Here is a 23,714-nt window from a genome sequence, read left to right on the forward strand (position 1 = left end):
TACTCACCAACTTAGTGTCCAATCTGGATCCCAGTGTCTGGGCACTGGGATGACATCTTTTTTCTTGGTACAAATTACTCTTATATCTCAATGTTCGTACAGTTAGTGCGTGACACTGGGATCTAAATTTTTTATGCGAAACCATTATGTTTATATACTTGTAGGCCCAAGTTCCTCACATAGTGAACAAAAAAGTAAATGAGATTCCAGTGTCACGCGCTGGAATGACACCTACCCCATGAGAACTCTATTTTTCATACCACTCATTTATAAGTTTATTGATATCAGAATCTATAAAATCCTTTAATGGTTGCCTGATTTTTATCTCAACATTTTTAGGGATGCACCTATCTTTACATATCGCATAATTTATATGGAAGTTAAGGTCAATATACCCTTGATTTAAAAATATATTCATCTTAAAGGGAAATAATACCATATCCTCATATACGTTACTTACAAACGTCTCTCTCCCTACTTTATCTTTATGTTCCTTTGGAATAGGCCAGTGAATATTTATATCTGATGCATTACCTTTGCAACTAATAGACGTGGGAAGGCCAAAATCTCCAGGATCTTTATAATATATGTGCCAGCCTGGTTCTACTGTAACCTTTATTGCACCTTTAAGAGTGAAGCTTGCTTCATTTATCTCGCCAATAAGCAAATCAAATTTTGCAATTTCCTCGTCAGCATATAGTTGAGTGCAAGAAAAAAATAAAAACAATATTAAATATATATGTATTTTCATTAAGGTAAATTTCTCCTTTTATAGAGAAAGTAATTTAGATTTTAATTATTATATTTAATAGTATTATATAGATTATTTATTAATATAGCATTATGCTATAGCTAAACTGACTTACGACAATCTGAAAAACGACAAATTCGTCATTCCGCTACTTGTTAGCGGAATCTATGCCGAGATACCGCGAATGAATCCACAACTGTACGAACATTGTGATTTTGGCCCATAAGGAGGGTGTCATCCCAGTGCTTGACACTGGGATGGCTTTGTTGCATCACACTTTATGAGATGGTGATTTATGGTAAATTCATGTAACTATCTCAAATTTAGCCATACCAATATCAGTGAATTTATTAAGCAAATAGCATTTGATTAGCAGTTCTTTTTCTCGATTTATCTCAGATTTATTCCTAAAACTAAATCCGAATATTTGCTTTAATCTTGAGAAAAACCCTTCAATATAAGATCTTTTCCCATAATTTACTTCTTTTTTCCATTCTTTCATGCCATCTTCACCGTATAATTTTATTAACCTAATAGCAGCATTCCTGTCAGACATATAATCTATTTCTGGATGTTCTGCCGCATTGTTTATTGGTGGAATTTTTGTCTTTATATCATATTCGTTACACAACTTATAAAACTTGTGCCTATCACATGCTCTATCTGCATATAGTGCTTTTATGGCATGCTGAAAATCAACTTCTTTTAGCAAATCACAAGCTCCATAGTGATCAGAGTAGACACCGTTACTGTATTTTACAGCTATGGCTTTTTTGTTGTTTATATTCAACATTACGTGCAATTTTCTCGTTTGCTCATAGCCACGATATTTTCTGTCAGTGCTATTTTCCTTGCTGTGTGTTGTTGTATATACTAATTCCTGTACTGTCTATAGCAATTTCGATATCTTCCATATTATTTTCTGCAATCATTTATCTTAATATTAAGTTTCTTAAACCTTCTTGATGCTTGTGAATAGCTGATAACTGCCAAATCTCTTCCTATTTGTTGCAAATACCCTTTTATAAACCCGACTGTTTGTCTTAAACCAATTCTAAAGAAACTGACGATTATATGCACCAAAATCACAACTTTATCACTATAAATATAGTTGCCGCCCTGCATTTTTGGACAATTCTCGTACCAATTTTCTATGGCGTCATTGATATAACAAAAAATGCTTCTTCTTTCTTGGAGAAATTTGTTATATTCATGGCAGTTACTGACTCTCATTTTTTGTGGCATATTTTTTCTTCAACAGTTAAATGGCTATTTATAATGAATTTTGTCAGTAACTGCCAGTTCTTTTCACTTGAGCAATGCAACAAAGCCCACTGGGATCCAGGAATTTTATTAAGTTGGCAAGCATAAAAATAGCTGTTTTTTGTTAAAATACAATGTTTTGATGATTATGGAAATGCTGGATTCCAGTGTCAAGCACTGGAATGACATCACAGGGGCACTGGAATTTTTGTTTCAATATTTGTACATTAGCCATGCATCTGAACAGATACTGTAAATTAGCTATATTACATTAGCCCATCAGATGAGTTGTAATGGTTATAATTGTCTGATAAGTGATCTCTAACATCGTGACCTAACTCATTGGCATCAGGCTTAACTTCGTGATCTAACTCATTAGCATCGAGCTTAAACAAAGAAGGATTATCATCAGATTGTTGATTAGACTCTTTCTCTTTCGACCCAAATAACCATGAAAAGAGTGATGAGATAGAATCAATAATGGATTTAATTGCTGAAAAAATATTGGATAAGAAATTACTGGGTTGCTGAGTATCCTCTTCGGCTGATTCTGGTTCAGGCTCTTTTCCTGCTGTGTCATCCACATCTTGTTCAGGTTTACTTCTGCTTATGAGTGTCTTATCTAACCATTTGGACATATTCTTGTCTGGATTATGAAAATACATTTTCTCTATGTCCTTGTTTTCATCAACAAAAATTACTACAGTTGCATTCTGACTTAATGACCCTTCATTTAATCTATAACGTTCACTAACGAGCGATTCATGAGAGTTCTTTATATCTTGAATCAATCGAAGTTTTTCTTCTTCTACTAAAAGGTAACCTCTGTGTTGTATAGCATAATTGGTCCCTTTGTACTTAAATTGCAACACTTCTGTAGCCTCTGTGTAGTCATCACCTTTTTGTTCTTCTTCTGGCTCTGGATTCGTGCGGTTTTCATTTACCTCTTCTTTGTTTTTATTCATAGACATTGTTACAGTTGTATTCTGACTTAATGGCTCTTTATTTAATCTATAATATTCACTAACGAGCGATTCATGAGAGTTCTTTATATCTTGAATCAATCGAAGTTTTTCTTCTACTACTAAAAGATAACCTTTGTGTTGTATATTATAATTGATCCCTTCGTATTTAAATTTAAACATCCATCCACGGTCTTCATATTCATCTACACCCATATATTCATCTACACCCATCTGCTTGCAAATAGCTTTATAATTTTTTTCTTCTACCTCAAGTCCAATTGCATTTGCCATCAGCTGACTATTTACATAGTCCAATTCTCCTACTTTTGTTGGGGAAAACTTGTTTTGAAATACGTGACCCAATTCATGGGCTAAAATATTATCCATATAAGCAGTTTTATAGCACATCAGGCTTTCTTTATATGCCATTCCCCCAGAATTATCAATCATACTCTGATATCCAGCAAATCTCGGAATTAGAGCACCATATTTCCTATAATCATCTTCATTATTAAAAATATAGATCTGTACAGCTTCTGGTCTATCAATACAAAACTTTGCTTTATATGCATCATAAGCACTTTGGATATCCATTTTTACTTGATCTTGCTCGCGTTGTGATAGGCTATCAAAATTTATGGTGAAATCTAGATCTTTACACCTATAGTTGAATTGATTAGGCAGCACATCTTGTAATCCTTCGTATTTTGTATTCTCACCAAAGTTTCTTGATTCTGCAGTTTTATATAAATTATTATAGTATGTAATAGAGTTTCCGTTAGGCAACTTAGGTATCTGCGCAATCACTGTTTCATCGCTATCATAGAAGAAAATATCAGAATCACCAATCCAAAAATTCGTTATAGATTGCCCACAAGTGCCATCGTTTGCACAATCGTGATGATTTGGATCAGTCTTCTCATAAGACCATGCGTTAGTGTCTTTTCCCATTGATACCTCACTACCAAATCTTACTATATTATTATCTTGGTAAAAATCATAATAATTCGTTAACTTGTGTTTTAAATTTATGTATCAAGTGTATCCCATAAAGTGCCAATTGTGAGGCTAATGAACTTTATTTGTTTGAAACTTTGCTGAAATAGCTCTTTTTATACTATGTTTTATATAGCTAAACTGACTTACGACAATTTGAAAAACAAAAATTCGTCATTCCGCTACTAGAGGTTGTCCACAAACCAGTAAATCAAGCATATTCCCTACTTAACATAACTTTACTCATAGCCAGATATATGAAACTTTCAGTAGATGTTGTAAGTAAATCGTACTCCTTTGATAGCCTTCTATTTCTATTGATCCAAGCAAAAGTCCTCTCTACCACACACCTTCTCGGCTGTACTGAAAATCCAGGATCCCGTTGTGGCAATAGTTCTAGTGGTGTATCTTTATGCACCCAAAACCTACATGGAGGCCTTTTGACAATTTCAATATCTATCCCATATTCTCTCTTTACGTAATCCTTTAAATCTTTTCCTTGGTATCCCATATCAGCCCACATTTTCTTAATATTGCTGTATTTTTCCTTCATATTGTCCAATGCCATCTTCACCCCATCTCTGTCATTTTCGCTTGCAGCTCCTACATAGCAACCAAGCACAAATCTTGAGTATCTGTGATTATATGTCTTTTTCTCCCCTTTACCTTTTTCGCACCATCATAACCTTTGACCCCCCTTTTTCCGTGGTTTTTACCGATTGACTGTCCACTATGCATGCGCTCGGCTTCCCATTTTTGACCTACTATATTTAGTGATATCATAGTTCATTTTCTCAAAAATTCCCTGCTTTTTCCATCTTCTCAACTGTTCATGCACAGCCTTCCACGGCGGAAAATCGTGTGGTAAATAGCGCCATTGACATCCTGTGCGCAGTATATAAAGAATTGCATTTACTATCTCACACTTACTGTATTTTGGTGGCCTTCCTCCTTTCTTGTACGATACTCTGAAGTGTTTTTCTATTCTTGCCCACTCCCTTTTACTTAAATCTGTTGGATATTTTTTCCTCATCTCTTACCTCAATATTCTTTCTTTATATACTACGTATTCCTTGGTTTGTGGACAACCTCTATAGTATTTTCTAAAACGAATGATAAACGTCTAAAATGGTATTACCAACTAAAAGGTGTAAGTCTGTACATTGATGCATTAGAGGTCTGAGGCGACTTTTGATGGTGTGCCAACAATGCTCTATCGGATTTAGATCTTACTATTACCCACAAATATAAATGTTTGTTGCATAGCTCTTAATGGCATAACTTTTGCTTGAAATAACTGTTTATATGGTGCAATTTACAGCTTTTAGTTGCTAAAATTATAACTCTTAGTTTAATAATTTTAATCTAATAAGCTTTCAGGTTAATAAAATTAAATTATTTGAGTAAATACAATACTATGTTTTTATTTGTGGGTAATAGTAAGGCTTAAAGCAAAATGTAGTACGAACGGTAGGTGGATCTAAAAGATCGAATTACAATCCTGTATACAGCATTTTGCATTATTGTTTGATTATATTTATAGGTACAAAAATGGCTAGAATAATTTTCATGGGAGTAGATGTTTCCAAGGAAGCATTGGACATCTCAATTAATGGCAAGCATAAGCGCATAGCAAACGTGAGTGATGCTATATCTAAGTTTATAGAAACAAATATAGTCGATTTACCCATCAAGTTATGTGTAAACTGGTGGCTATGAAAAGCTCATTATAAAATTGTTGCAAGATAACTGTCCATAAAGCTCACCCGAATCGGGTATATGCATTTGCCAAAGCTTGCAATCATTTTGCAAAAACTGACAAGTTAGATGCTAAATTACTGGAAAAATACGCTGAATTTGTCAGTAAAGACGGTGAAGTAAAAGGATGTATAATTTCACAAAAGCAAGAGGAATTAAAGGAGCTGGGGGCAGTTGAGCGTAATTTAAATGATGCAATTCATGCAAACAAGTGTCGCCTGCAAAGTGCGACGGGAAAAGCTAGAGAATACATAGAAAGACAGATAGGGTTTGCTGAAAAACAATTGAAAGAAATTAGGCAAGACATAGAAGACGCAATAGCTGAATTGAAAGGAAAAAATGAGCTTTTAATCAGCTATAAAGGTATTGGATCAAAGACGGCGAGCGTTCTACTGACAGAGGTGCCTGAGCTTGGTAGATTAGAGAATAGAGAAATTGCATGCTTAGTTGGAGTTGCACCTAAAACTAGTGAAAGTGGAAGAAAAGTTGGCAAAGCTCAAATCAAAGGAGGCAGGTTTTATGCAAGGAAAGCACTATACATGTCAGCTCTTGTTGCTATGCGCCACAACAGAAAAATGAAAGCAGCGTTTGGTTGATTCTGGCAAAGCTGCTAAAGTTGCATTAGTTGCTGTCATGAGAAAAATTATCGTTTGTTTAAATGCCATGATAAAAAATAACAACTTTTATCTTAGACGGTAGATTCCAGTGTCAGCTACTCGGATGACATCATCCTTTTTTTGGGATTCCAGCGTCACGCGCTGGAATGACACCTTCCGCATAAATATTAAAAAATTTACCAAATGAAAAAAAAGGCAAAAGAAGCCCTGGGGTTATTATCCGCTTTAAAATATTGGCGTTTTTTATGTTTTAAACGCTTGACAAGCGAGATTCAGCCGCTTTTAATTGCAACTAACCTACGCTGCAAATGTTTAAGAAATTTACTAAGCAGAAAAAAAGACAAAGAATCCCCGAGTTAGCTAGTCTTTTACTATCTCTGTCGAGTATTGGCATTTTTTGATGTCTTGTAACGCTTTATAAGCGCGTTCAGCTTATTTAGATAAAAATCTAGATGTAGATGAAGTTTTGTAAAGACATACAGTATCTATATACTGCAAAAAATTGAACATAAGACGCCGATACATTAAGTAATCCTTACCTTTTAATCTGCAGATTGGCGAAAGCAAATACAATAGCTTCACTATCATGATAAGGGAGCTGGCGGAGTTTGTCAAGGGATTTTTGACGAAATGATTTTGAAAGCAAAGAGCGGGAGAAGGGGTTCGAACCCTCGACTTCAACCTTGGCAAGGTTGCGCTCTACCAACTGAGCTACTCCCGCAATTAAATTAACCTAAATTTACTTAATTATAGGCATATACAGCGATTTGTAAACCCCGTGTACACGAAAAATGTGAGAGCCCATAAACTTGCGTGGTTCCTTCTATGATCTTTTCGTATACTTAAGGCTTATTTTTGATTATCATAAGTTTTTAATTATTCCACAAAGCTTTATGGGAATATTTTTATATAAAGACGACTTGCCAGCTAGTTCAATACCAGATGATATAAGGTCTATAGCTGTTGATACCGAGGCAATGGGGCTACTTCATAGCAGAGATAGATTATGCCTTGTGCAGCTCTCTTTTAATGATGGCAACGTTCACTTAGTTCAACTCAAGAACGATTATACAGCGCCAAATTTGAGAAAAATATTAGAGGATAAAAATATAACTAAAATATTTCACTTCGCACGATTTGATCTGAGCATAATACGTTATTACTTGAAAACTTGGGCACTTCCGTGCTATTGCACAAAAATAGCTTCACGGTTAGTTCGCACTTACACAGATAATCATAGCTTAAAAGAACTGTGCTTAGAACTACTTGACACCAAATTAAATAAGCAACAGCAATCTTCTGATTGGGGAAATGAAAATTTGACAGACAAACAAAAAAGTTATGCTGCATCTGATGTTTTGTATCTCCACAGGATAAAGGAAAAGCTAGACTTAATGCTGGAGCGTGAAAATAGAAAAGAATTGGCCCAAAAGTGCTTTGAATTTCTTCCTACTCGTATTGAATTAGACTTAATGGGTTGGGAAAACGTGGATATCTTTAACCACCAGATGTAATAGAAGTTTTTTGTTTGTGCAAAACACTTTAGGGCAATTTTTCAAGCTCTGCGGTAAGAATTTAGTTGATTAACTGCTAATAGATACGCTATATTTTACAAGCAATCGTTTTAAGTTTAGGTATTTTATGAGTGATGATATTACACCGGTAAATGATCAAAATTTCAAATCTGAAGTCACTGACTATAAAGGGTTTGTTCTGGTAGATTTTTGGGCAGAATGGTGTGGGCCATGTAAAAGTCTAATGCCGCGTATTGAACAGTTGGCTAAAGACAGAAAAGGCAAGATTAAGATCTGCAAGTTCGACATAGATGAAGGGACTGAAGTGCCAAGTAAGTATGGAGTGCAATCTATACCCACTTTAATCATATTTCAAGATGGTAAGGAAATTGCACGCAAAATTGGTGCAACAAATGATTTGCCAAGTTGGGTTGATAGTGAAATAAGCTAATAGACAAATTTGCTTTTGTGTGTATTATAAATCTTGATAAAAGGGATTGTAGCTCAGTCGGTTAGAGCAGTTCGCTCATAACGAATTGGCCGTAGGTTCGAGTCCTACCAATCCCACCATTGTTAGCATGATCGTAACAATGAGAAAACTATAGTATATGAATTATATGTTGATATAATAGAGGAAATAATGGAATTTACTAAATCTTTGAATAATAAGTTAGATGGGTTGCACTTACTAAATCATCCATTCTACCAATCATGGAATACAGGAAGCTTAAGCTTGCAAGCTTTACAAACCTATGCTAAAGAATATTATCACCACGTTGCTGCGTTTCCTCGTTACATCAGTGGTATACATTTTCTGTGCCCAGATCTAAAAATGCGACAGGTTTTACTTGGTAATTTAATAGAAGAGGAACAAGGTGATGAAAATCATCCAGAGTTATGGAAACGTTTTGCTGAAGGGCTTGGCGTTGCGCGATCTGATCTTCGTGAAAGTGCACAGATTAAGGAGACACAAGAATTAATTGATGGTTACTTTGACATTGTAAGATCAGGTTTTGCAGCAGGTCTTGGAGCCTTGTACGCTTACGAACGTCAAACTCCAGAGGTTTCCAAGTCTAAAATTGAAGGTTTAAAAAAACACTATTCAATAAGTGATGAGCGTTCTCTTCAATTTTTTACGGTCCATATGCATGCTGATGAATGGCATTCTGAGGAATGTGCAAATCTTATTGAAGATCTAGATGAAAAAGAGCAAGATAAAGTTATGCAGGGTGCTCAAAAGGGAGCAAGGCTCTTGTGGGGTTTTCTTGATGGAATGATGAATGCTAGCGTGTGTTAGTAGTTGTAAGTAGCTTAAACTCAGTGATGTTGGAATGCAATGTCTGCATGTAATCTTCTTATATCTGACTTACGGCTTTGGGTTCATTTAGGCTATAGTGCAGAAGAGAAGTATCATTCTCAATTAGTTAGTGTTAATATTGATTTTACCTTTAAATCCCCCCCTTTAGGACTTACAACTGACCGGCTTGAGGATACTATATGCTACTTGGAGGTAGTTCAGAGTATTCAATCTCTCGTTCAAAGCAAGCAATTCAACTTAATCGAGCATTTAACTCATGATATATACAGGACCATTAATAACCTTGTGATGCAAAAAAAGCTTATTATTTCTTCTATAGGCGTAACTATTCACAAAGTTGCACCACCTGTCCCCAGTGTGCATGGAGGTGTTTTCTTTACTTATCGTAATGCGTTGCAAGAATGATTTACATTTCTATTGGCTCAAATATGGGGAATCGCTTTTCCCATTTACAAAAGGCTGCTCAGTTACTGCAGGAACGCTATTTTAAAAATTTAAAATCTTCAATTATTCTGGAAACTAAGGCTATTTTACCAAATGATGCTCCACCTGGGTGGGACAGGCCATTTCTAAATATGGTTGTGTATGGAAGTTGTTCTTCTTCTCCTGAAGAGCTGTTAAAGGGCCTTAAACAAATTGAATGTGACATTGGCCGCCAGCAGGTCTATGAAAAATGGGCACCTCGCGTTATTGATTTGGATATTTTGTTATGGGATAACCTGACACTTGATACATCCTACCTTAAGATTCCTCACCCAGAATTGATAAACAGACCATTTTTGCTTCATTTGATGGCAATGCTGAGTCCCATGGCAGTAGTTAACAAAACGTTTGGTACTATTAACCCTAACATTAAGGATTGCTTTTTAAGGAGTTTTACGCTTTCACCAGAGCTTGTAGGTATTGTTAATATTACTCCTGATTCATTTTCAGATGGTGGTCTTTATTATGATGCAGATCAAGCAACCAAGCAGGCACTGCGGCTGTTATCAGATGGTGCAAGCATAGTTGAACTTGGTGCTCAATCAACAAGACCTGGCTCCTCAATACAAACTCCAAAAGCAGAATATGCACGCTTAAAACCAGTGCTTGATGACCTTAATCAATATATGAAAGTTGGTGACATTAAAGTCAGCATTGATAGTTTCTGGCCAGATGTTATTTTGAACGTTTTGGAGCACTACAACATTGCCTGGGTAAACGATCAGAAGGGAGATCTAGATGATAATACCTTAAAAGCGATTGCTAGCAGTGGATGTAGTATCGTTATTATGCATTCACTCTCCATACCACCATATAGTGACAACATTATCCCAAGTGACATTGATCCAATTGATACCATAAATAATTGGGCAGAAAGGAACATTAATAGATTACTAGCTCTAGGTTTTGATCAAAGCTCGATCATTATTGATCCTGGTATTGGTTTTGGCAAATCTCTATATCAGAATATCTGGATTTTACGCAATATAGAAGCATTGCAAAGTTTTGGCTGCAAAGTTCTGGTTGGTCATTCTAGAAAGTCATTTATTTCTTCTTTTTCTATAGAACCTGTCTTTAACCGAGATTTAGAAACAATTGCTTTATCATCTGCATTGCACAACAAGGTTGATTTCCTTCGAGTGCATAATGTGCGTGATCACATGCGATTCTTTGTAGCTCAAGCTGCTTTACAGGGATGATAGTTATCGGAATTATGGCTGTTGATCCCAAGGGGGTAATTGGAATAAATAATGGATTGCCCTGGCATTATCCAAGTGAGTTAGATCATTTTCGTCAGGTGACTGACAAACAAGTTATTGTTATGGGAAGAAAAACATTTGAAACTATGTCTCAAAACATATTAAAGGATCGTATCCCTGTTGTTTTTTCTCGTGACAAATTAAATTCTTGTTTTAACAGAGGAGTAAAATGCACTATTATTTCTTCTATGCAAGAGTTTTTGTCAATCCAAAGTAATTCTAAAGTCTTCATGATTGGTGGAGCACAAATAGCGCATCTTTTTTTGGAGTATGATCTAATCTCAGAATTTATCATAACAGAAATTCACAAACCCTATAAAGGTGATGTATATTTCAACTTAACACTTCTTGATGGATGGCATAAAACTATTCTCACCAAAACGAAAGATTATACTATATGTAGGCTAACACGTTAATATGCATGTTAAAGCAATTTATACCCACCGCATTGAATGTGGAGAAGTATTAGAGCAGGTTCTTGATCGCTATGTTTCAGAGTTGCTAGGAGAGAAAGTTGTTCTTGCTATCACATCAAAAATCATTTCTGTTTGTCAAAAACAAGTGGTTTGCAAAACTGCTTGTTCTAAAGAAGAGCTAATCAAAAGAGAAGCTGATGCAATTGTTGGTGTAGACCATAATTCTTACGGCATCTATTTAACAATCAAAGACAATATCTTAATTCCATCTGCTGGTATTGATGAATCAAATGGTAATGAAATGTATATTTTATACCCAAAGGATGTTCAGAAAACAGCTCTATCAATATGGAACTATCTCAAGACAAAACACTGCATAAAACATCTTGGTATTTTGATTACAGATAGTAACATAACACCTATGCGCCTTGGGGTTACGGGCGTTGCTCTTGGTTGGTGTGGATTTGAACCATTTTATTCCTATATAGGCAAGCCAGATCTTTATGATCAACCACTGCAAGTAACACAAGTCAATCTTCTTGATGCGCTGGCAACGTCTGCTGTTTTAGTTATGGGAGAAGGGGCGGAGCAAACACCAATGGCAATAATTAGTGGCGCACCAAAGATTCACTTTCTTACTCGTCCGCCAACTACAGAAGAAGAAAAAAGTGTGAAGATATCTATGGAAGAGGACCTTTACTCTCCTCTCCTCATGCGAGCCCGCTGGTTAAAGAGTTAAAGAGGAACTTAAAAATTTGCTATTAGACTTCTTGCATAACCATACAACATTGGGAATAGAAACAAAAAACTTACTTGACAAACTCCGCCAGCCCTCTTATCATGATAGTGAAGCTATTGTATTTGCTTTCGCCAATCTGCAGATTAAAAGGTAAGGATTACTTAATGTATCGGCGTCTTATGTTCAATTTTTTGCAGTATATAGATACTGTATGTCTTTACAAAACTTCATCTACATCTAGATTTTTATCTAAATAAGCTGAACGCGCTTATAAAGCGTTACAAGACATCAAAAAATGCCAATACTCGACAGAGATAGTAAAAGACTAGCTAACTCGGGGATTCTTTGTCTTTTTTTCTGCTTAGTAAACTTCTTAAACATTTGCAGCGTAAGTTAGTTGCAATTAAAAGCAGCTTAATCTTGCTTGTCAAGCGTTTAAAACATAAAAAACGCCAATATTTTAAAGCGGATAATAACCCCAGGGCTTCTTTTGCCTTTTTTTTCATTTGGTAAATTTCTTAACGTTTGTAGCTAAACGACAACCGTCATCCCGCTACGTGTTAGCGGCTAAGAGATACCGCGGCGGTATGACGGTTTGCGGCGGCATGACCTCGTCATTCCCCTACGTGTTAGCGGGATCTAGAGATACCGTGACGGTATGACGGTTCGCGCGGTGGCATGACCTCGTCATCCCGCTACTTGTTAGCGGGATCTAGAGATACCGCGAATGAATCGCGGTATGACATAGGGAACCCTTTCTTGGGTTAGCTATAGATTTACTTCGCATATTCAGCTAATTTTTATTACAATTACAACAAAATAATTTTGGCTTTGATGAAAACTGTATATGTATGTCAATCCTGTGGTCACAGCACTGGTAGGTGGGTAGGGAAGTGCATCGCATGTGACAATTGGGATACAATTGTTGAGGAAATAGCAGTAAAAATGGGCAAAAGAAGTATATCTGCACCAATTTTAATAAAGACGTTATCGGGTAGCGAAATTATCACTCCAAGTCGTTTTTTAACAGGAATAGAAGAATTAGATAGAGTTTTTGGTGGGGGTATCGTTCAAGGTGCTAGCATTTTAATTGGAGGCGAACCTGGTATTGGAAAATCTACCCTTTTGCTTAGAATTGCAGCTAATGTTGTGCAACTTTCCTCTTTTGAATGTCTTTATGTATCCGGCGAGGAATCTTTAGAGCAAGTGAGTCTCAGAGCAAAGCGTCTTAAGATAAATGAACCTAAAATTAAGCTTTTGTCTACAGTGTCTTTAACTGATGTAGTAGCAACAATAAAGGAAAACAAAAGTATTAAATTCTTAGTAATTGACTCTATACAAACAATGTATGATAGCAGAATTACATCAGCACCAGGAACTGTAACTCAGGTCCGCACTTGCGCACATGAATTAACCATTCTTGCGAAACAATATGGTATTTCCCTCTTAATAGTTGGCCATATAACTAAGGATGGACAAATAGCTGGACCTAAAACTTTGGAGCATATGGTAGATACGGTATTATATTTTGAAGGTGAAAATAGTAATCAATATCGCATTTTACGCACTATTAAAAATAGATTTGGCCCTGCAAATGAAATTGGTGTTTTTGAGATGTCTGAAGCAGGACTTGTGCCTGTTGATAACCCATCATCATTGTTTCTGATGGCCCATGACAGAGAAGTAGTTGGCAGCGCCGTATTTGCAGGAATTGAAGGTTCAAGACCAATTTTAATGGAAGTGCAAGCATTAATAGCAGGGACTAATATGGCAACCCCAAGAAGGGCAGTAGTTGGGTGGGATATTAATCGATTGGCTATGATCATCGCGGTGCTAAATGCTCGCTGTAAAATGTTTTTGCATGATAAAGAGGTATACCTAAACATTGCAGGGGGACTCAAAATACAGGAACCATCGGCTGATCTTGCTGTTGCTGCTTCCCTTATTTCAAGTGTAGTAAATTTACCGCTGCCAACTTCTTCAATAATCTGTGGTGAAGTTGCACTTTCAGGAGAAATTAGGAATGTCTCGCATGCTGATCTCAGACTAAAAGAAGCACAAAAGTTAGGATTCAAAAAAGCAATTATGCCTAAAAATGGTAATTACTCTTCTCACGATATTGAGATAATTAAGCTTGGTCACGTAAGGGAATTAAGAGAAATTTTTAATTACAATTAAATAACGCTTCAGCAAATTCTTTGCTAGTAAACTCCCTTAAGTCCTCTATACTTTCGCCAATTCCTATAGCATATAACTTTATCTTATAGGCTTCTGCGAGTCCAATTACCACTCCACCCTTAGCAGTGCCATCTAGCTTTGTTACGATTAGCCCGGTAACATTAACCATTTTGCTAAATGCTTCTAATTGGCTATAAGCATTTTGGCCGGTAGTTGCATCAAGAACTAAAATAACATCATGAGGGGCAGTGTCATCCAATTTCTTTATCGTTCTATATATTTTTGATAACTCCTCCATAAGGTTCACATTATTTTGCAGCCTTCCTGCTGTGTCAATTAGAACAACATCAACGTTGTCTTTTATAGCTTGACTTACAGCTCTGTATGCCACACTTGCAGAGTCGCTACCGTACTCTCCAGTAACAATTAAGCAATCAGAACGTTCTGCCCAAATGTTTAATTGCTCACTAGCAGCAGCTCTAAATGTATCGCATGCAACAAGCATAACGGATTTTCCCATCTCCTTATATTTATATGCGAGCTTACCTATAGTTGTGGTTTTACCATTACCATTTACTCCACATACCATTATTATGTGGGGTTTTTTATTCAAAACTAACGGCTGCACGACCGGATTTAATATAGCTTCTATTTCGTTCATTAACTGCTGCGAGATAATATTATACTCAACTTCCTTGTCAAACTTGATGCTTGTGAGCCTGTCAATAATCAACTTGGAAGTTTTATGACCAATATCCATGCTAATTAGCAATTCTTCTAGCTCATCTAAAAGCGACTGATCTAATTTTTTTTTGTCAGAGAAAATACTTTTTACTCCGTTGCTAAAGCGAGAAGAAGTTTTTAACAAGCCTTTATAAAGGTTACCAAATAAACTCAAGAGAATACTCCTTTTTAATTACAATATAGAGAATGACATGCACTACATGTATTTGTAAAGTAAATACACTCGTAACCCATATATTTTGTGAGTAAAATATACTGTTTGCTAGTGCATTTTTCTTTAGTTTTTAACCTAAATATGTTATAATGTAGAATAGCGGTTCACAGGTAATTTTATGAGTTATAATGAGAAAATTTTAGATCATTACGAAAATCCAAGAAATGTTGGCTCTCTGGATAAAAATGATCCAAGTGTTGGCACTGGTCTAGTTGGTGCACCATCGTGCGGTGATGTAATGAAATTGCAGATAAAGGTCAATGACAAAGGTGTTATTGAAGATGCAAAATTTAAAACTTTTGGTTGTGGTTCTGCCATTGCTTCAAGTTCCTTGTTAACAGAGATGATAAAGGGAAGAACCATCAGTGACGTTACACAGATAAAGAATACTCAAATAGTGGAAGAGTTGTCTTTACCTCCAGTGAAGATACACTGTTCGGTACTTGCTGAAGATGCTATAAAGGCTGCTATTCATGACTATCAAAGTAAACAAAAGAATTAAGAAGCTACGAACATGGGTGAATATCAAGAAGTAGGCGGAGGTGAAACTGTAAAAAAGAATAAAAAACTTATCACTATAACTGCGGAAGCAGTAGAAAGGATAAGGTATTTATTAAATCAAAAAAAGCATGCTAACCTTGAGAAATCAGAAGAAGCAATAGGAATAAGAGTGCTAATTAAGCAAAAAGGATGTTCTGGTTTAAAATATGATATTGAATATGCATATGATACTCGTCCTTTAGAGTCGGTAATTGAAGAAAACTGTAGTGATGGCCAAAAAGTTAAAGTGTTAATCGATCCAAAATCCGTCATGTTTATTCTTGGCTCTGAAATGGATTATGTAGAAGAAAAATTTTCATCGGGTTTTGTTTTCAAAAATCCTAATGAGAAAGGAAAATGTGGTTGTGGAGAGAGTTTTCATGTCTAGCAACTATTTTGCATTGTTTGAAATTGAACCAGCTTTCAATATCAGCTTTGATGAGTTAGAGAAAAAATATATTGAGCTAAGCAAGACTGATATAAATGAAAGACAGTCCCAAAACATGGAAAATATCAACAAAGCTTATCAAGTGCTAAAGTCACCACTAGAACGTGCTGAGCATTTGTTGAATCTTTTTGGTGTGGGAAGCCCAAAGGATCATCCAAATTCTGAAATATTAAGTGAATCAATGGAAATAAGAGAGTACTTACTAGACTGCGACGATCTACAATTTGCAAGCAGGATGATTGATGAAAAAATAAAAGGTTGCATTAAAAACCTAATTAACACTTTTGCTGTAAAGAATTTTGATGGAGCTGCTACACAAGTCTTAAGATTGAAATATTTATATAAGTCATTTGAGGAGGTGAAAAAGAATGCAACCAATTCAAATTTCTGAACCAAATTCAAGTGAAGTAGTTTTTGGTATAGACCTTGGCACCACCAATTCTTTGATTGCTATGGTGAATAAAGCTGGCAATGTGGAGATATTTAAAGATAAACAGGGAAGAGAGCTACTGCCTTCTGCTCTTTCATATGAAAATAATACATTGAAAACTGGCTACGATGTCGGTCAAAATGCAATCTACTCAATAAAGCGTTTAATGGGTAAAAGTGTTGAAGAATTAAATAAAGAAGGCGTCAATTTTGAAATAGATCATGAAAGCGAAAAAGTTATTAGAATAAAATGCGCAGAGGAAAAGTATCTGACTCCTGTTGAGATTTCTGCTGAGATATTAAAAGCTTTATGTGAGAGGGTAAAAAAGTCTAAGGGGCTGGAAGTAAAAAAAGCAGTGATTACTGTGCCAGCTTACTTTGACGATTCAGCACGTAACGCAACTAAATATGCGGCAAAATTAGCTGGCATAGAAGTTCTTCGCCTCGTTAACGAGCCAACCGCTGCAGCGCTTTCTTACTCCATTGAAAAGAACAATAGCAGTGGAATATATGCAGTTTATGACCTTGGTGGTGGAACATTTGATATTTCGATATTGAAATTGCATCAAGGAGTGTTTCAAGTTCTTGCAGTTGGTGGTGACACCAAACTCGGCGGTGATGATTTTGATCATTTGCTGAGTTCAATTGTGATTGATAAGTATAGAGAAAAGACGGCTAAGCAACTAAATTCCTTACTTATCGAATCACGCTCTGTGAAAGAGTACCTAAGCAATCACACTATAGGTATCTTCGAATTTAATGTTAACGGCAAGCCATTTGAGTGCGAAATTACCAGAGAAGAATTCGAGCAGGCAATCAGTTCTTTGGTCAATAAGACTATCAATATAGTCACTCGTACTATAAGCGATATAGATCTTAAAATTGATGATATAAAAGGAGTAATTTTAGTTGGTGGTGCAACTAGAACACCATTGGTTCAAAATTCACTAGTCAAACTCTTTGGAAATAAAGTACTAAATGACGTGGATCCAGATAAAGCAGTTGCCATTGGGGCAGCTCTGCAGGCTCATGATTTAACTTCGAGCTCAAAAGATAGGAATATTCTCCTGGATGTTCTACCTTTATCACTTGGCATAGAAACTATGGGAGGCATAGTTGAAAAAATCATACCAAGAAATACGCCACTGCCAGTTTCAGAGATAAAAGAGTTTACAACTTATATTGATGGGCAAACAGCAATGAAAATTCATGTTTGTCAGGGAGAACGTGAAATGATAGAGGATAACAAATCTCTAGCGCAGTTTGAACTAAAAGGTATACCGCCACTGCCTGCAGGTTCTGCAAGAGTTGAAATAGAATTCATAGTTAACGTTGACGGAATCTTGACTGTTACTGCAAGAGAAAAAACTACTGGAATCGAGCAGACAGTTGAAGTAAATTCAAGTTTTGGCTTGAGTGAAGCTGATGTTCAAAATATGGTTAACCAGTCAATAAACAGCTTTGATGAAGATATGAAGGCTCGTTCCCTTGCAGGTGCTAAAATTAATGGAAATAAACTCATACACTTGGTTGAAAACAATAATAACTTTTCCACTGATCAAAAGTTGAAAAACCTATTACAAAACGCAAAAAACGCTTTACAGGGAAATGACTTGAATGAAATTAACAACACTATCGCCGAGTTAGAAAATTCTTCTTTAGAGTTGTGTGAATTAACAAATAGATAGAGTTTACACGACCTTATGCAATACTCTATTTAATCTCAGAGCAACAGGTAGTCTGAAATTAAATGGTAACCAATCGACCTTTCCTAATTTAAATGATAAACCAACTATGCTTACACGCCCAATGATATTTTCCATTGGTACAAAACCAACTTCAGGAAACCTGCTATCCAAAGAATTATTTCTATTGTCTCCCATAACAAAAAATTGATCGTTAGGTACATAATAAACCGGAGTGTTATATGATAGCTTATTAGAAATGTTATCTACCAAAATCTCATGCTCCTTGCCATTGGGAAGCGTTTCCATGTACCTGAGTATGCTACGATTTGACTCATAATCAAAAAAACTTTCAATTTGCCTTCGCTCTACTTTCTGATCATTTAGGTATAATTCTCCCTCTATCATTTGCACTTTGTCGCCCGGTGTTCCTATTACTCGCTTAACAAACCTGATACTGTCGTTTCTTGTGGGTTTGAAAACTACTATGTCGCCACGCTTTGGAGGGGTATAAAAAATCCTGCCGCTAAAAATGTTTGGAGAAAATGGAAATGAGTGTTTACTGTAACCGTATGAATATTTACTAGCAAAAATGTAGTCCCCTTCAAGTAGGGTGCTTTTCATTGAACCAGAAGGTATATGAAATGGCTCGAATAAAAAACTACGTATTGATAGCGCAATCAACAGTAAAAAAAACAATGAAGATAAAAATCTTCCCGTTCTTATCACCCAGTTTTTGCTTAGTTCTTCCAACTTTGTTTTTCTTATAAATTAAGCTTATTATAATACATAAATTAAAAAATGGTAATATGAAATTTTGCTTGTGAATGTTATTCCTCTATTCAAAACAATTTTGAAAAGGCGGTTCATTTCTTTCAACGGTGTCATCCAAGTAGCGTACTGTACGAACATTGCCATTTGCAGGTGGCAGATGAAAGTAGCTGATGCACATCTGTACGAACATTTGCTTTTGTTAAGGTAATATGGTGTTATGAAAGTAGCTGACACTGGAATGGCTTTGTTGCATCGCTACTTATGAAAGGCTAACTATAGTTAGGATTATAAGCAACCTATTGAAAATCTTGTTTTTTTGCAATCAATCTGATCAAATTTAAGAATAGTAATTTGTTATTTATATTAATAAATTTAATTCTATTGAAAATAGCTAAAGCATTGAAATTCTTGAATTTTAGCCGGATTGGTAAATGGTAGTGAAATTTCTTTTACTCAAATTTAGGTATTCATTGACCGTTCTTGTTATAAATACCAGAATAATAAGCTACTGATATTCCCTATCTTTTTTATCTTTAATCCATCATAGCTAGCGATGCAACAAAGCCCACTGGAATCCAGGTTGTAACCGTTCACGGATTGTAAGAATGAATAAAGAACTAAGCAGTCGTAACTTTTGGAAGGGATTTTTGCCATTGAGACGTGATGTCAAAAATATCGACAACATTCTTTTCACGAACCTTTCCCCACATTCTGACCAGGTGAAAAAGCTGTTTTTACGATAGCCGTCTAATTTGCCGTTCTGCAAGGTTGTTGGTTGACTTCAGGCTTTCGTAAAAATTCCACATCATATCCTCAGCCTTAACATCTTAGTGGCCATTCTCGTCATTTCATGAAAAAACCCTTCTTTCGCATTAGTTGTGTAGCATTTTTTAATATCTATAATAGTGCAGCACTGCCTTACGTATTGCCAATCCGAATTCTACTTGCTGTAAAATAACACAATCTGCTACATCACTGCTAATCTCAATCCCTCTGTTTATTGGCCCTGGGTGCATAACAATCGCATCTGGTTTTGCGTATGATAGCTTTTGTGAATCAAGTCCATACAAATAAAAATATTCTTTCTCTGAAGAACTATTATTCATGCGCTCTTTCTGCAATCTCAAAAGCATAATTACGTCAGCATCCTTTATACCTTCAATTAATGAATAATGGATTGAATCTACTTCAGGAAAATGCTTACAAATCAAAGTTGGTGGTGCGACCAAGTTTATCTCTCCTCCAAACATTTTTAGCAACCTTATATTTGACCTTGCAACTCTGCTGTGCAGAATATCTCCACATATCACAACTTTGAGGTCCTTTATTTGCTTTTTGTGATTGCTGATTACAAGATAGTCTGCAAGAGCTTGAGTTGGATGTTCACTACTTCCATCGCCTGCATTGATTAGCGAGCAGTTAACATACTTTGCCAGTGTATTAATGATACCACTACTTTTATGCCTGATTATTATGTAATCAGGATTCATTGCATTTAATGTTTTGATCATGTCTTTTAGATCTTCTCCCTTGTTAATAGAAGAAGATCTTATTGGCAAAGTTACAACATTTGCTCCAAAGCTTTTTGCTGCTATTTCAAAAGACGCAAGTGTACGCGTTGAATCTTCAAAGAATAAATTTATTACTGTCTTATTTTCCAAGATATGACTATTTGCAACTTCTTTTTTAAGGTACTGGTTGGCCAACTTAGTTATATTTTCTACATCATCGACTGTAAGGTCTGAGATGTTTAACAAATTCCTTCTCTTGTTCATAGTTTCCTTTTCAACTACTTGAACCTATTCTACTTTCTTATTACCTTTTTTCAATAGACTTCTTGTGCAGCAATTGTTTTGGTGAAAGAACGGAAAAAGATAGTAAAGTCAAAATTAAGTTAGAAGGAAGAAAAAGTTCAGCGAGTCAAGAGTAAGGTATATTAGCATAAATCTTTCATCCCAATGTTTAGTGGCGCTGGGGATTACTTCCACTTACACTCATCCGCTATCATAACAGCCTCAAAAAGATGCTTCTCAAGTTCACTTAGAGGCAAATCACTTTGTGAATAATTTCCCCAAGATTTTAGTATATCGGAAGTTTCAACGCCTTCAATAATAGGATATTCTTGGTTTTTTTTAGCGTATAACTCTTGAGCCTGCTTGCTTACTAAAAATTCCAATAAGACTATAGCATTTTCCCTGTTTTTTGCGTTTTTTGTTACTGCTGCACCACTGATGTTTACCATTACACCGTGATCGTTGCGATTAGGAAAAAAAGCCCCTAGCTTGTCTGCAACATTCTTTTTATTTTCTGATGAAAGAATTCTCGCAAAGTAGTAGCTGTTTACTATTGCAACATCTCCCTCACCCGCTGCTACGGCGTAAATTTGATCAGTATCACCACCACTTGGTTTTCTTGCCATATTGCTCACAATTCCGCTTACCCATTCTTTCGTCTTTTCAAAACCATTATTTGCAATCATAAAAGCAATTAACGATCTGTTATATGGACTTGTAGAAGAACGCACTAATATTTTTCCTTTCCATTTTTCATTTGCTAAATCTTCATAAGTACTTAAGTCCTTAGGGTCTACTGACTCTTTATTGTAAACCAATATCCTAGCTCTTTTTGTAAGACCAAACCAATAATCTTCACTGTCTCTAAATCTTGCAGGTATAACACTTTTTAAAACCTCTGAATCTACTTGAGATAAAAGTCCTCTTTTTTTTGCTAGAATTAAGTTGATTGCATCAGCAGTCAAAAATAAGTCAGCTTCACCACCGTTTTCCATTCGTGAAAGTAGCTGAGAATAATCATCAATGATGTAACGTACTTTAATACCTGTATTTTTCGTGAATTCATCAAACAAAGTACGTACTAATTCTTCTTTGCGCGATGAATAAACATTTACCACTTGTGAGTCATTAGTTCCGTCGTTTCTGTATAAATAAGTAATAACTATCAATATAATTGCTATTAAGGATGTGAATATAAAGGCTTTTTTCATATTGGATAAAAAATAACTTCTTTCAGTTAAAGTTACCAAGATGGTACAACTTTAGCAAGTGTAAAGTTCGTTAGATAAATCATAAAAACTTCCTTGACAAGCTTCGCCAGCCCCCTTATTATAACACTGAAGCTATTTATCTTCGCAATCTCTGCAGTGGATTAATGACAAAAAACTTAATGTATTTGGCGTAAATCATGCTTAATTTTTTGCACTATGTGCACCTTATGTCTTTATAAAATTTCTAGGTTTTTACCTAATATAAGCTGAAATGCGCTATTTAAAACATTAAAAAACGCCAACTTAAAAAATGGATAGTGAATAACTAGCTACCCTAGGGTTTCTTTTGCCTTTTTTTCTGTTTAGTAAATTGTATCCGTTCAGCGGAGTGGTAGAATAAGGTAGACAAAGCAAGATAATAAAGATAATCATAGAGCAAAAGTGAGGTAATGTGGTAAACCTTTGAGAACTTTGCAAAAATTTACAGCAAAAAATAGAAAAACTGAAAGCAGAGATAGAAAACTTAAAAGCAGAAAATAAAGCTTTAAAGATAGAGAACGCTGAATTAAAGGAAAGGCTCGGTTTAAATTCAAAAAACTCATCCCTGCCCAGCTCAAAAGAGCTATACAAAATAAAAAAGGACAAGCCAAAAAGCGAAAGGAATGTTGGCGATCAGGTTGGGCATAAAGGAAATTTTCATGCCACAATGGAAGCGGATAAAGTAGTAAAAATAGAGTTGCCTAATATTTGCGAATGCGGAGGAGAGCTTGTAATATGCGAAAAACCTTATGTTCACCAAAAAGTTGATCTTCCGGAAATTAGGCCTTATGTAGTAATTGGAACATGGTCGTTGTTGGAGATGCAGAAAAAGAAAAAGTAGCAAGTTACCAGAAGGTGTTACGCCAGATACATTTGGTCCAAGGGTTAAGTCTATAATTGCAGCACTCAGCGGATTTTACAAAAACTCAAAGCGTGAAGTGGCTAGTATCATAAATGACATTTTTAATTTGAACATAAGTGTTGGCAGCATATCAAATCTTACTATTACCCACAAATATAAAGTTCGTGAGCAAGTCGCCATCCTTCTGCTAAATCAAAGAGACGTTTATATCCTTTCCAAAGAGTAATTGGTCCTGGTTTTGGGTCATTTTTTCTTGCTAAATGGCCTCCAAGTTCATGAAACAGCTTCTTTTATGTTGGGAACTACACTTGGACATGGTTTTCTGTGTATTTTAACGTATAAAACTTTCCATTCTTCTTCAGCTAATAAGGTAGTACATGGTAATGTTGGGTTAGCTCTTGCAATTGATGTAATAAAGAAGATCCTCCAAGCAATAATACTCATAACTGTTAGATATCTCATTAGTCTTTCTGCTATTCCAAGCCTACATTCTTCAACTTTGAGACCGGATTTAAAATTTTATGTAATATCTCTATTTTCCATCTAAGGCAATTGTAAGTTAAAAACGTGATATAAAAGAGATAAGAGAGAAAGATAACCCTGCTCACTAGGAATAGCGGGCGTGCGCGACCGAAAGGAAATTGGTATTACAACCGTTGGTATCAAGGTACGCTAGCCCTATCTCTCGATACGTTTGAATAGTTGCTTGGGACATATA

At 35.7% G+C, this 23,714-nt stretch carries 18 protein-coding genes, 2 tRNA genes and 5 pseudogenes; 15 read left to right on the forward strand and 10 right to left on the reverse strand.

Going from position 1 to position 23,714, the window contains the following annotated elements:
• Window positions 1-247: 247 nt before the first annotated feature.
• The 4 genes and pseudogenes from INQ25_RS00525 to INQ25_RS00545 form a co-directional block, all read right to left on the reverse strand.
• A complete protein-coding gene (locus tag INQ25_RS00525) occupies window positions 248-751 on the reverse strand; it encodes a protein-disulfide reductase DsbD domain-containing protein (protein ID WP_213862763.1) in 504 nt (167 codons plus the stop codon).
• Between the two features lie 304 nt (window positions 752-1,055).
• Window positions 1,056-1,996: pseudogene (locus INQ25_RS06905) on the reverse strand (IS5 family transposase).
• A 284-nt stretch (window positions 1,997-2,280) separates the two neighbouring features.
• On the reverse strand, window positions 2,281-3,930 hold the full coding sequence (locus INQ25_RS00540) for a hypothetical protein (RefSeq protein WP_213862764.1): 1,650 nt from the start codon (window positions 3,928-3,930) through the stop codon (window positions 2,281-2,283).
• Between the two features lie 256 nt (window positions 3,931-4,186).
• Window positions 4,187-5,008 (reverse strand): annotated as a pseudogene (locus INQ25_RS00545) (IS5 family transposase).
• A gap of 518 nt (window positions 5,009-5,526) precedes the next feature.
• Here INQ25_RS00545 and INQ25_RS06910 point away from each other — a divergent pair.
• Window positions 5,527-6,432 (forward strand): annotated as a pseudogene (locus tag INQ25_RS06910) (IS110 family transposase).
• Window positions 6,433-6,998: 566 nt separating this feature from the next.
• On the opposite strand, the gene INQ25_RS00560 reads toward INQ25_RS06910, so the two are convergent.
• A tRNA-Gly gene (locus tag INQ25_RS00560) sits at window positions 6,999-7,071 on the reverse strand.
• Window positions 7,072-7,243: 172 nt separating this feature from the next.
• Here INQ25_RS00560 and INQ25_RS00565 point away from each other — a divergent pair.
• From INQ25_RS00565 to radA, 9 genes are all read left to right on the forward strand, one after another.
• A complete protein-coding gene (locus INQ25_RS00565; protein ID WP_213862766.1) occupies window positions 7,244-7,864 on the forward strand; it encodes a ribonuclease D in 621 nt (206 codons plus the stop codon).
• 127 nt (window positions 7,865-7,991) lie between these two features.
• Entirely contained in the window at window positions 7,992-8,315 is a 324-nt protein-coding gene (gene trxA, locus INQ25_RS00570; RefSeq protein ID WP_213862767.1) for a thioredoxin, read from the forward strand.
• A 42-nt stretch (window positions 8,316-8,357) separates the two neighbouring features.
• Window positions 8,358-8,434: transfer RNA gene (locus INQ25_RS00575), tRNA-Ile, on the forward strand.
• 70 nt (window positions 8,435-8,504) lie between these two features.
• A complete protein-coding gene (locus tag INQ25_RS00580) occupies window positions 8,505-9,161 on the forward strand; it encodes a CADD family putative folate metabolism protein (RefSeq protein ID WP_213862768.1) in 657 nt (218 codons plus the stop codon).
• A 39-nt stretch (window positions 9,162-9,200) separates the two neighbouring features.
• Window positions 9,201-9,587, forward strand: coding sequence for a dihydroneopterin aldolase (locus INQ25_RS00585; RefSeq protein ID WP_007548841.1), 387 nt, complete (start codon window positions 9,201-9,203; stop codon window positions 9,585-9,587).
• Window positions 9,584-10,864, forward strand: coding sequence for a dihydropteroate synthase (folP, locus tag INQ25_RS00590; RefSeq protein ID WP_213862769.1), 1,281 nt, complete (start codon window positions 9,584-9,586; stop codon window positions 10,862-10,864). Before INQ25_RS00585 ends, folP begins: the two co-directional genes overlap by 4 nt.
• Window positions 10,861-11,340, forward strand: a complete 480-nt coding sequence (locus INQ25_RS00595) for a dihydrofolate reductase (protein ID WP_213862770.1) — start codon at window positions 10,861-10,863, stop codon at window positions 11,338-11,340. Before folP ends, INQ25_RS00595 begins: the two co-directional genes overlap by 4 nt.
• 1 nt (window position 11,341) lies before the next feature.
• Window positions 11,342-12,079 carry a putative folate metabolism gamma-glutamate ligase gene (locus INQ25_RS00600; protein WP_213862771.1) on the forward strand — a complete coding sequence of 246 codons (738 nt, stop codon included), beginning with the start codon at window positions 11,342-11,344 and terminating at the stop codon, window positions 12,077-12,079.
• Between the two features lie 834 nt (window positions 12,080-12,913).
• Window positions 12,914-14,257, forward strand: a complete 1,344-nt coding sequence (gene radA / locus INQ25_RS00605; protein WP_213862772.1) for a DNA repair protein RadA — start codon at window positions 12,914-12,916, stop codon at window positions 14,255-14,257.
• Here radA and ftsY read toward each other — a convergent pair.
• Window positions 14,244-15,155 carry a signal recognition particle-docking protein FtsY gene (ftsY, locus tag INQ25_RS00610; protein WP_213862773.1) on the reverse strand — a complete coding sequence of 304 codons (912 nt, stop codon included), beginning with the start codon at window positions 15,153-15,155 and terminating at the stop codon, window positions 14,244-14,246. The genes radA and ftsY overlap by 14 nt on opposite strands.
• Before the next feature lie 178 nt (window positions 15,156-15,333).
• Between ftsY and iscU the strand changes: the two genes are divergently transcribed.
• The 4 genes from iscU to hscA are packed head-to-tail and all read left to right on the forward strand — an operon-like array spanning window position 15,334 to window position 18,320.
• On the forward strand, window positions 15,334-15,717 hold the full coding sequence (gene iscU, locus INQ25_RS00615) for a Fe-S cluster assembly scaffold IscU (protein ID WP_151808025.1): 384 nt from the start codon (window positions 15,334-15,336) through the stop codon (window positions 15,715-15,717).
• 12 nt (window positions 15,718-15,729) lie between these two features.
• Window positions 15,730-16,143, forward strand: a complete 414-nt coding sequence (locus INQ25_RS00620) for a HesB/IscA family protein (protein WP_155968926.1) — start codon at window positions 15,730-15,732, stop codon at window positions 16,141-16,143.
• On the forward strand, window positions 16,136-16,594 hold the full coding sequence (locus tag INQ25_RS00625) for an iron-sulfur cluster co-chaperone HscB C-terminal domain-containing protein (protein ID WP_213862783.1): 459 nt from the start codon (window positions 16,136-16,138) through the stop codon (window positions 16,592-16,594). Before INQ25_RS00620 ends, INQ25_RS00625 begins: the two co-directional genes overlap by 8 nt.
• The gene (gene hscA / locus INQ25_RS00630; RefSeq protein ID WP_213862774.1) at window positions 16,572-18,320 is read left to right on the forward strand and encodes a Fe-S protein assembly chaperone HscA; all 1,749 of its coding nucleotides are present in this window, start codon (window positions 16,572-16,574) and stop codon (window positions 18,318-18,320) included. Before INQ25_RS00625 ends, hscA begins: the two co-directional genes overlap by 23 nt.
• A 3-nt stretch (window positions 18,321-18,323) precedes the next feature.
• On the opposite strand, the gene lepB is transcribed toward hscA, so the two are convergent.
• The 3 genes from lepB to INQ25_RS00645 form a co-directional block, all read right to left on the reverse strand.
• Complete coding sequence (gene lepB, locus INQ25_RS00635; RefSeq protein WP_213862775.1) at window positions 18,324-19,070, reverse strand: signal peptidase I; 747 nt, start codon at window positions 19,068-19,070, stop codon at window positions 18,324-18,326.
• A gap of 911 nt (window positions 19,071-19,981) precedes the next feature.
• Entirely contained in the window at window positions 19,982-20,866 is an 885-nt protein-coding gene (locus tag INQ25_RS00640) for an aspartate carbamoyltransferase catalytic subunit (protein WP_213862776.1), read from the reverse strand.
• 203 nt (window positions 20,867-21,069) lie between these two features.
• Complete coding sequence (locus INQ25_RS00645) at window positions 21,070-22,095, reverse strand: Fe(3+) ABC transporter substrate-binding protein (protein ID WP_010082338.1); 1,026 nt, start codon at window positions 22,093-22,095, stop codon at window positions 21,070-21,072.
• A 493-nt stretch (window positions 22,096-22,588) separates the two neighbouring features.
• On the opposite strand from INQ25_RS00645, the pseudogene INQ25_RS00650 reads away from it, so the two are divergent.
• Window positions 22,589-23,132: pseudogene (locus tag INQ25_RS00650) on the forward strand (DUF6444 domain-containing protein); the annotation flags it as partial.
• Between the two features lie 7 nt (window positions 23,133-23,139).
• On the opposite strand, the pseudogene INQ25_RS00655 reads toward INQ25_RS00650, so the two are convergent.
• Window positions 23,140-23,547 (reverse strand): annotated as a pseudogene (locus tag INQ25_RS00655) (IS4 family transposase); the annotation flags it as partial.
• Window positions 23,548-23,714: the final 167 nt, after the last annotated feature.

The sequence above is a fragment of the Wolbachia endosymbiont of Rhagoletis cerasi genome (assembly GCF_018454475.1).
GTDB classification, from domain to species: domain Bacteria; phylum Pseudomonadota; class Alphaproteobacteria; order Rickettsiales; family Anaplasmataceae; genus Wolbachia; species Wolbachia pipientis.

Coding starts and splice junctions, on each gene's coding strand:
- INQ25_RS00525 (WP_213862763.1), bottom strand. CDS start 751: ATGAAAATACATATATATTTAATATTGTTTTTATTTTTTTCTTGCACT.
- INQ25_RS00540 (WP_213862764.1), bottom strand. CDS start 3,930: ATGGGAAAAGACACTAACGCATGGTCTTATGAGAAGACTGATCCAAAT.
- INQ25_RS00565 (WP_213862766.1), top strand. CDS start 7,244: ATGGGAATATTTTTATATAAAGACGACTTGCCAGCTAGTTCAATACCA.
- trxA (WP_213862767.1), top strand. CDS start 7,992: ATGAGTGATGATATTACACCGGTAAATGATCAAAATTTCAAATCTGAA.
- INQ25_RS00580 (WP_213862768.1), top strand. CDS start 8,505: ATGGAATTTACTAAATCTTTGAATAATAAGTTAGATGGGTTGCACTTA.
- INQ25_RS00585 (WP_007548841.1), top strand. CDS start 9,201: ATGTCTGCATGTAATCTTCTTATATCTGACTTACGGCTTTGGGTTCAT.
- folP (WP_213862769.1), top strand. CDS start 9,584: ATGATTTACATTTCTATTGGCTCAAATATGGGGAATCGCTTTTCCCAT.
- INQ25_RS00595 (WP_213862770.1), top strand. CDS start 10,861: ATGATAGTTATCGGAATTATGGCTGTTGATCCCAAGGGGGTAATTGGA.
- INQ25_RS00600 (WP_213862771.1), top strand. CDS start 11,342: ATGCATGTTAAAGCAATTTATACCCACCGCATTGAATGTGGAGAAGTA.
- radA (WP_213862772.1), top strand. CDS start 12,914: ATGAAAACTGTATATGTATGTCAATCCTGTGGTCACAGCACTGGTAGG.
- iscU (WP_151808025.1), top strand. CDS start 15,334: ATGAGTTATAATGAGAAAATTTTAGATCATTACGAAAATCCAAGAAAT.
- INQ25_RS00620 (WP_155968926.1), top strand. CDS start 15,730: ATGGGTGAATATCAAGAAGTAGGCGGAGGTGAAACTGTAAAAAAGAAT.
- INQ25_RS00625 (WP_213862783.1), top strand. CDS start 16,136: ATGTCTAGCAACTATTTTGCATTGTTTGAAATTGAACCAGCTTTCAAT.
- hscA (WP_213862774.1), top strand. CDS start 16,572: ATGCAACCAATTCAAATTTCTGAACCAAATTCAAGTGAAGTAGTTTTT.
- INQ25_RS00640 (WP_213862776.1), bottom strand. CDS start 20,866: ATGAACAAGAGAAGGAATTTGTTAAACATCTCAGACCTTACAGTCGAT.
- INQ25_RS00645 (WP_010082338.1), bottom strand. CDS start 22,095: ATGAAAAAAGCCTTTATATTCACATCCTTAATAGCAATTATATTGATA.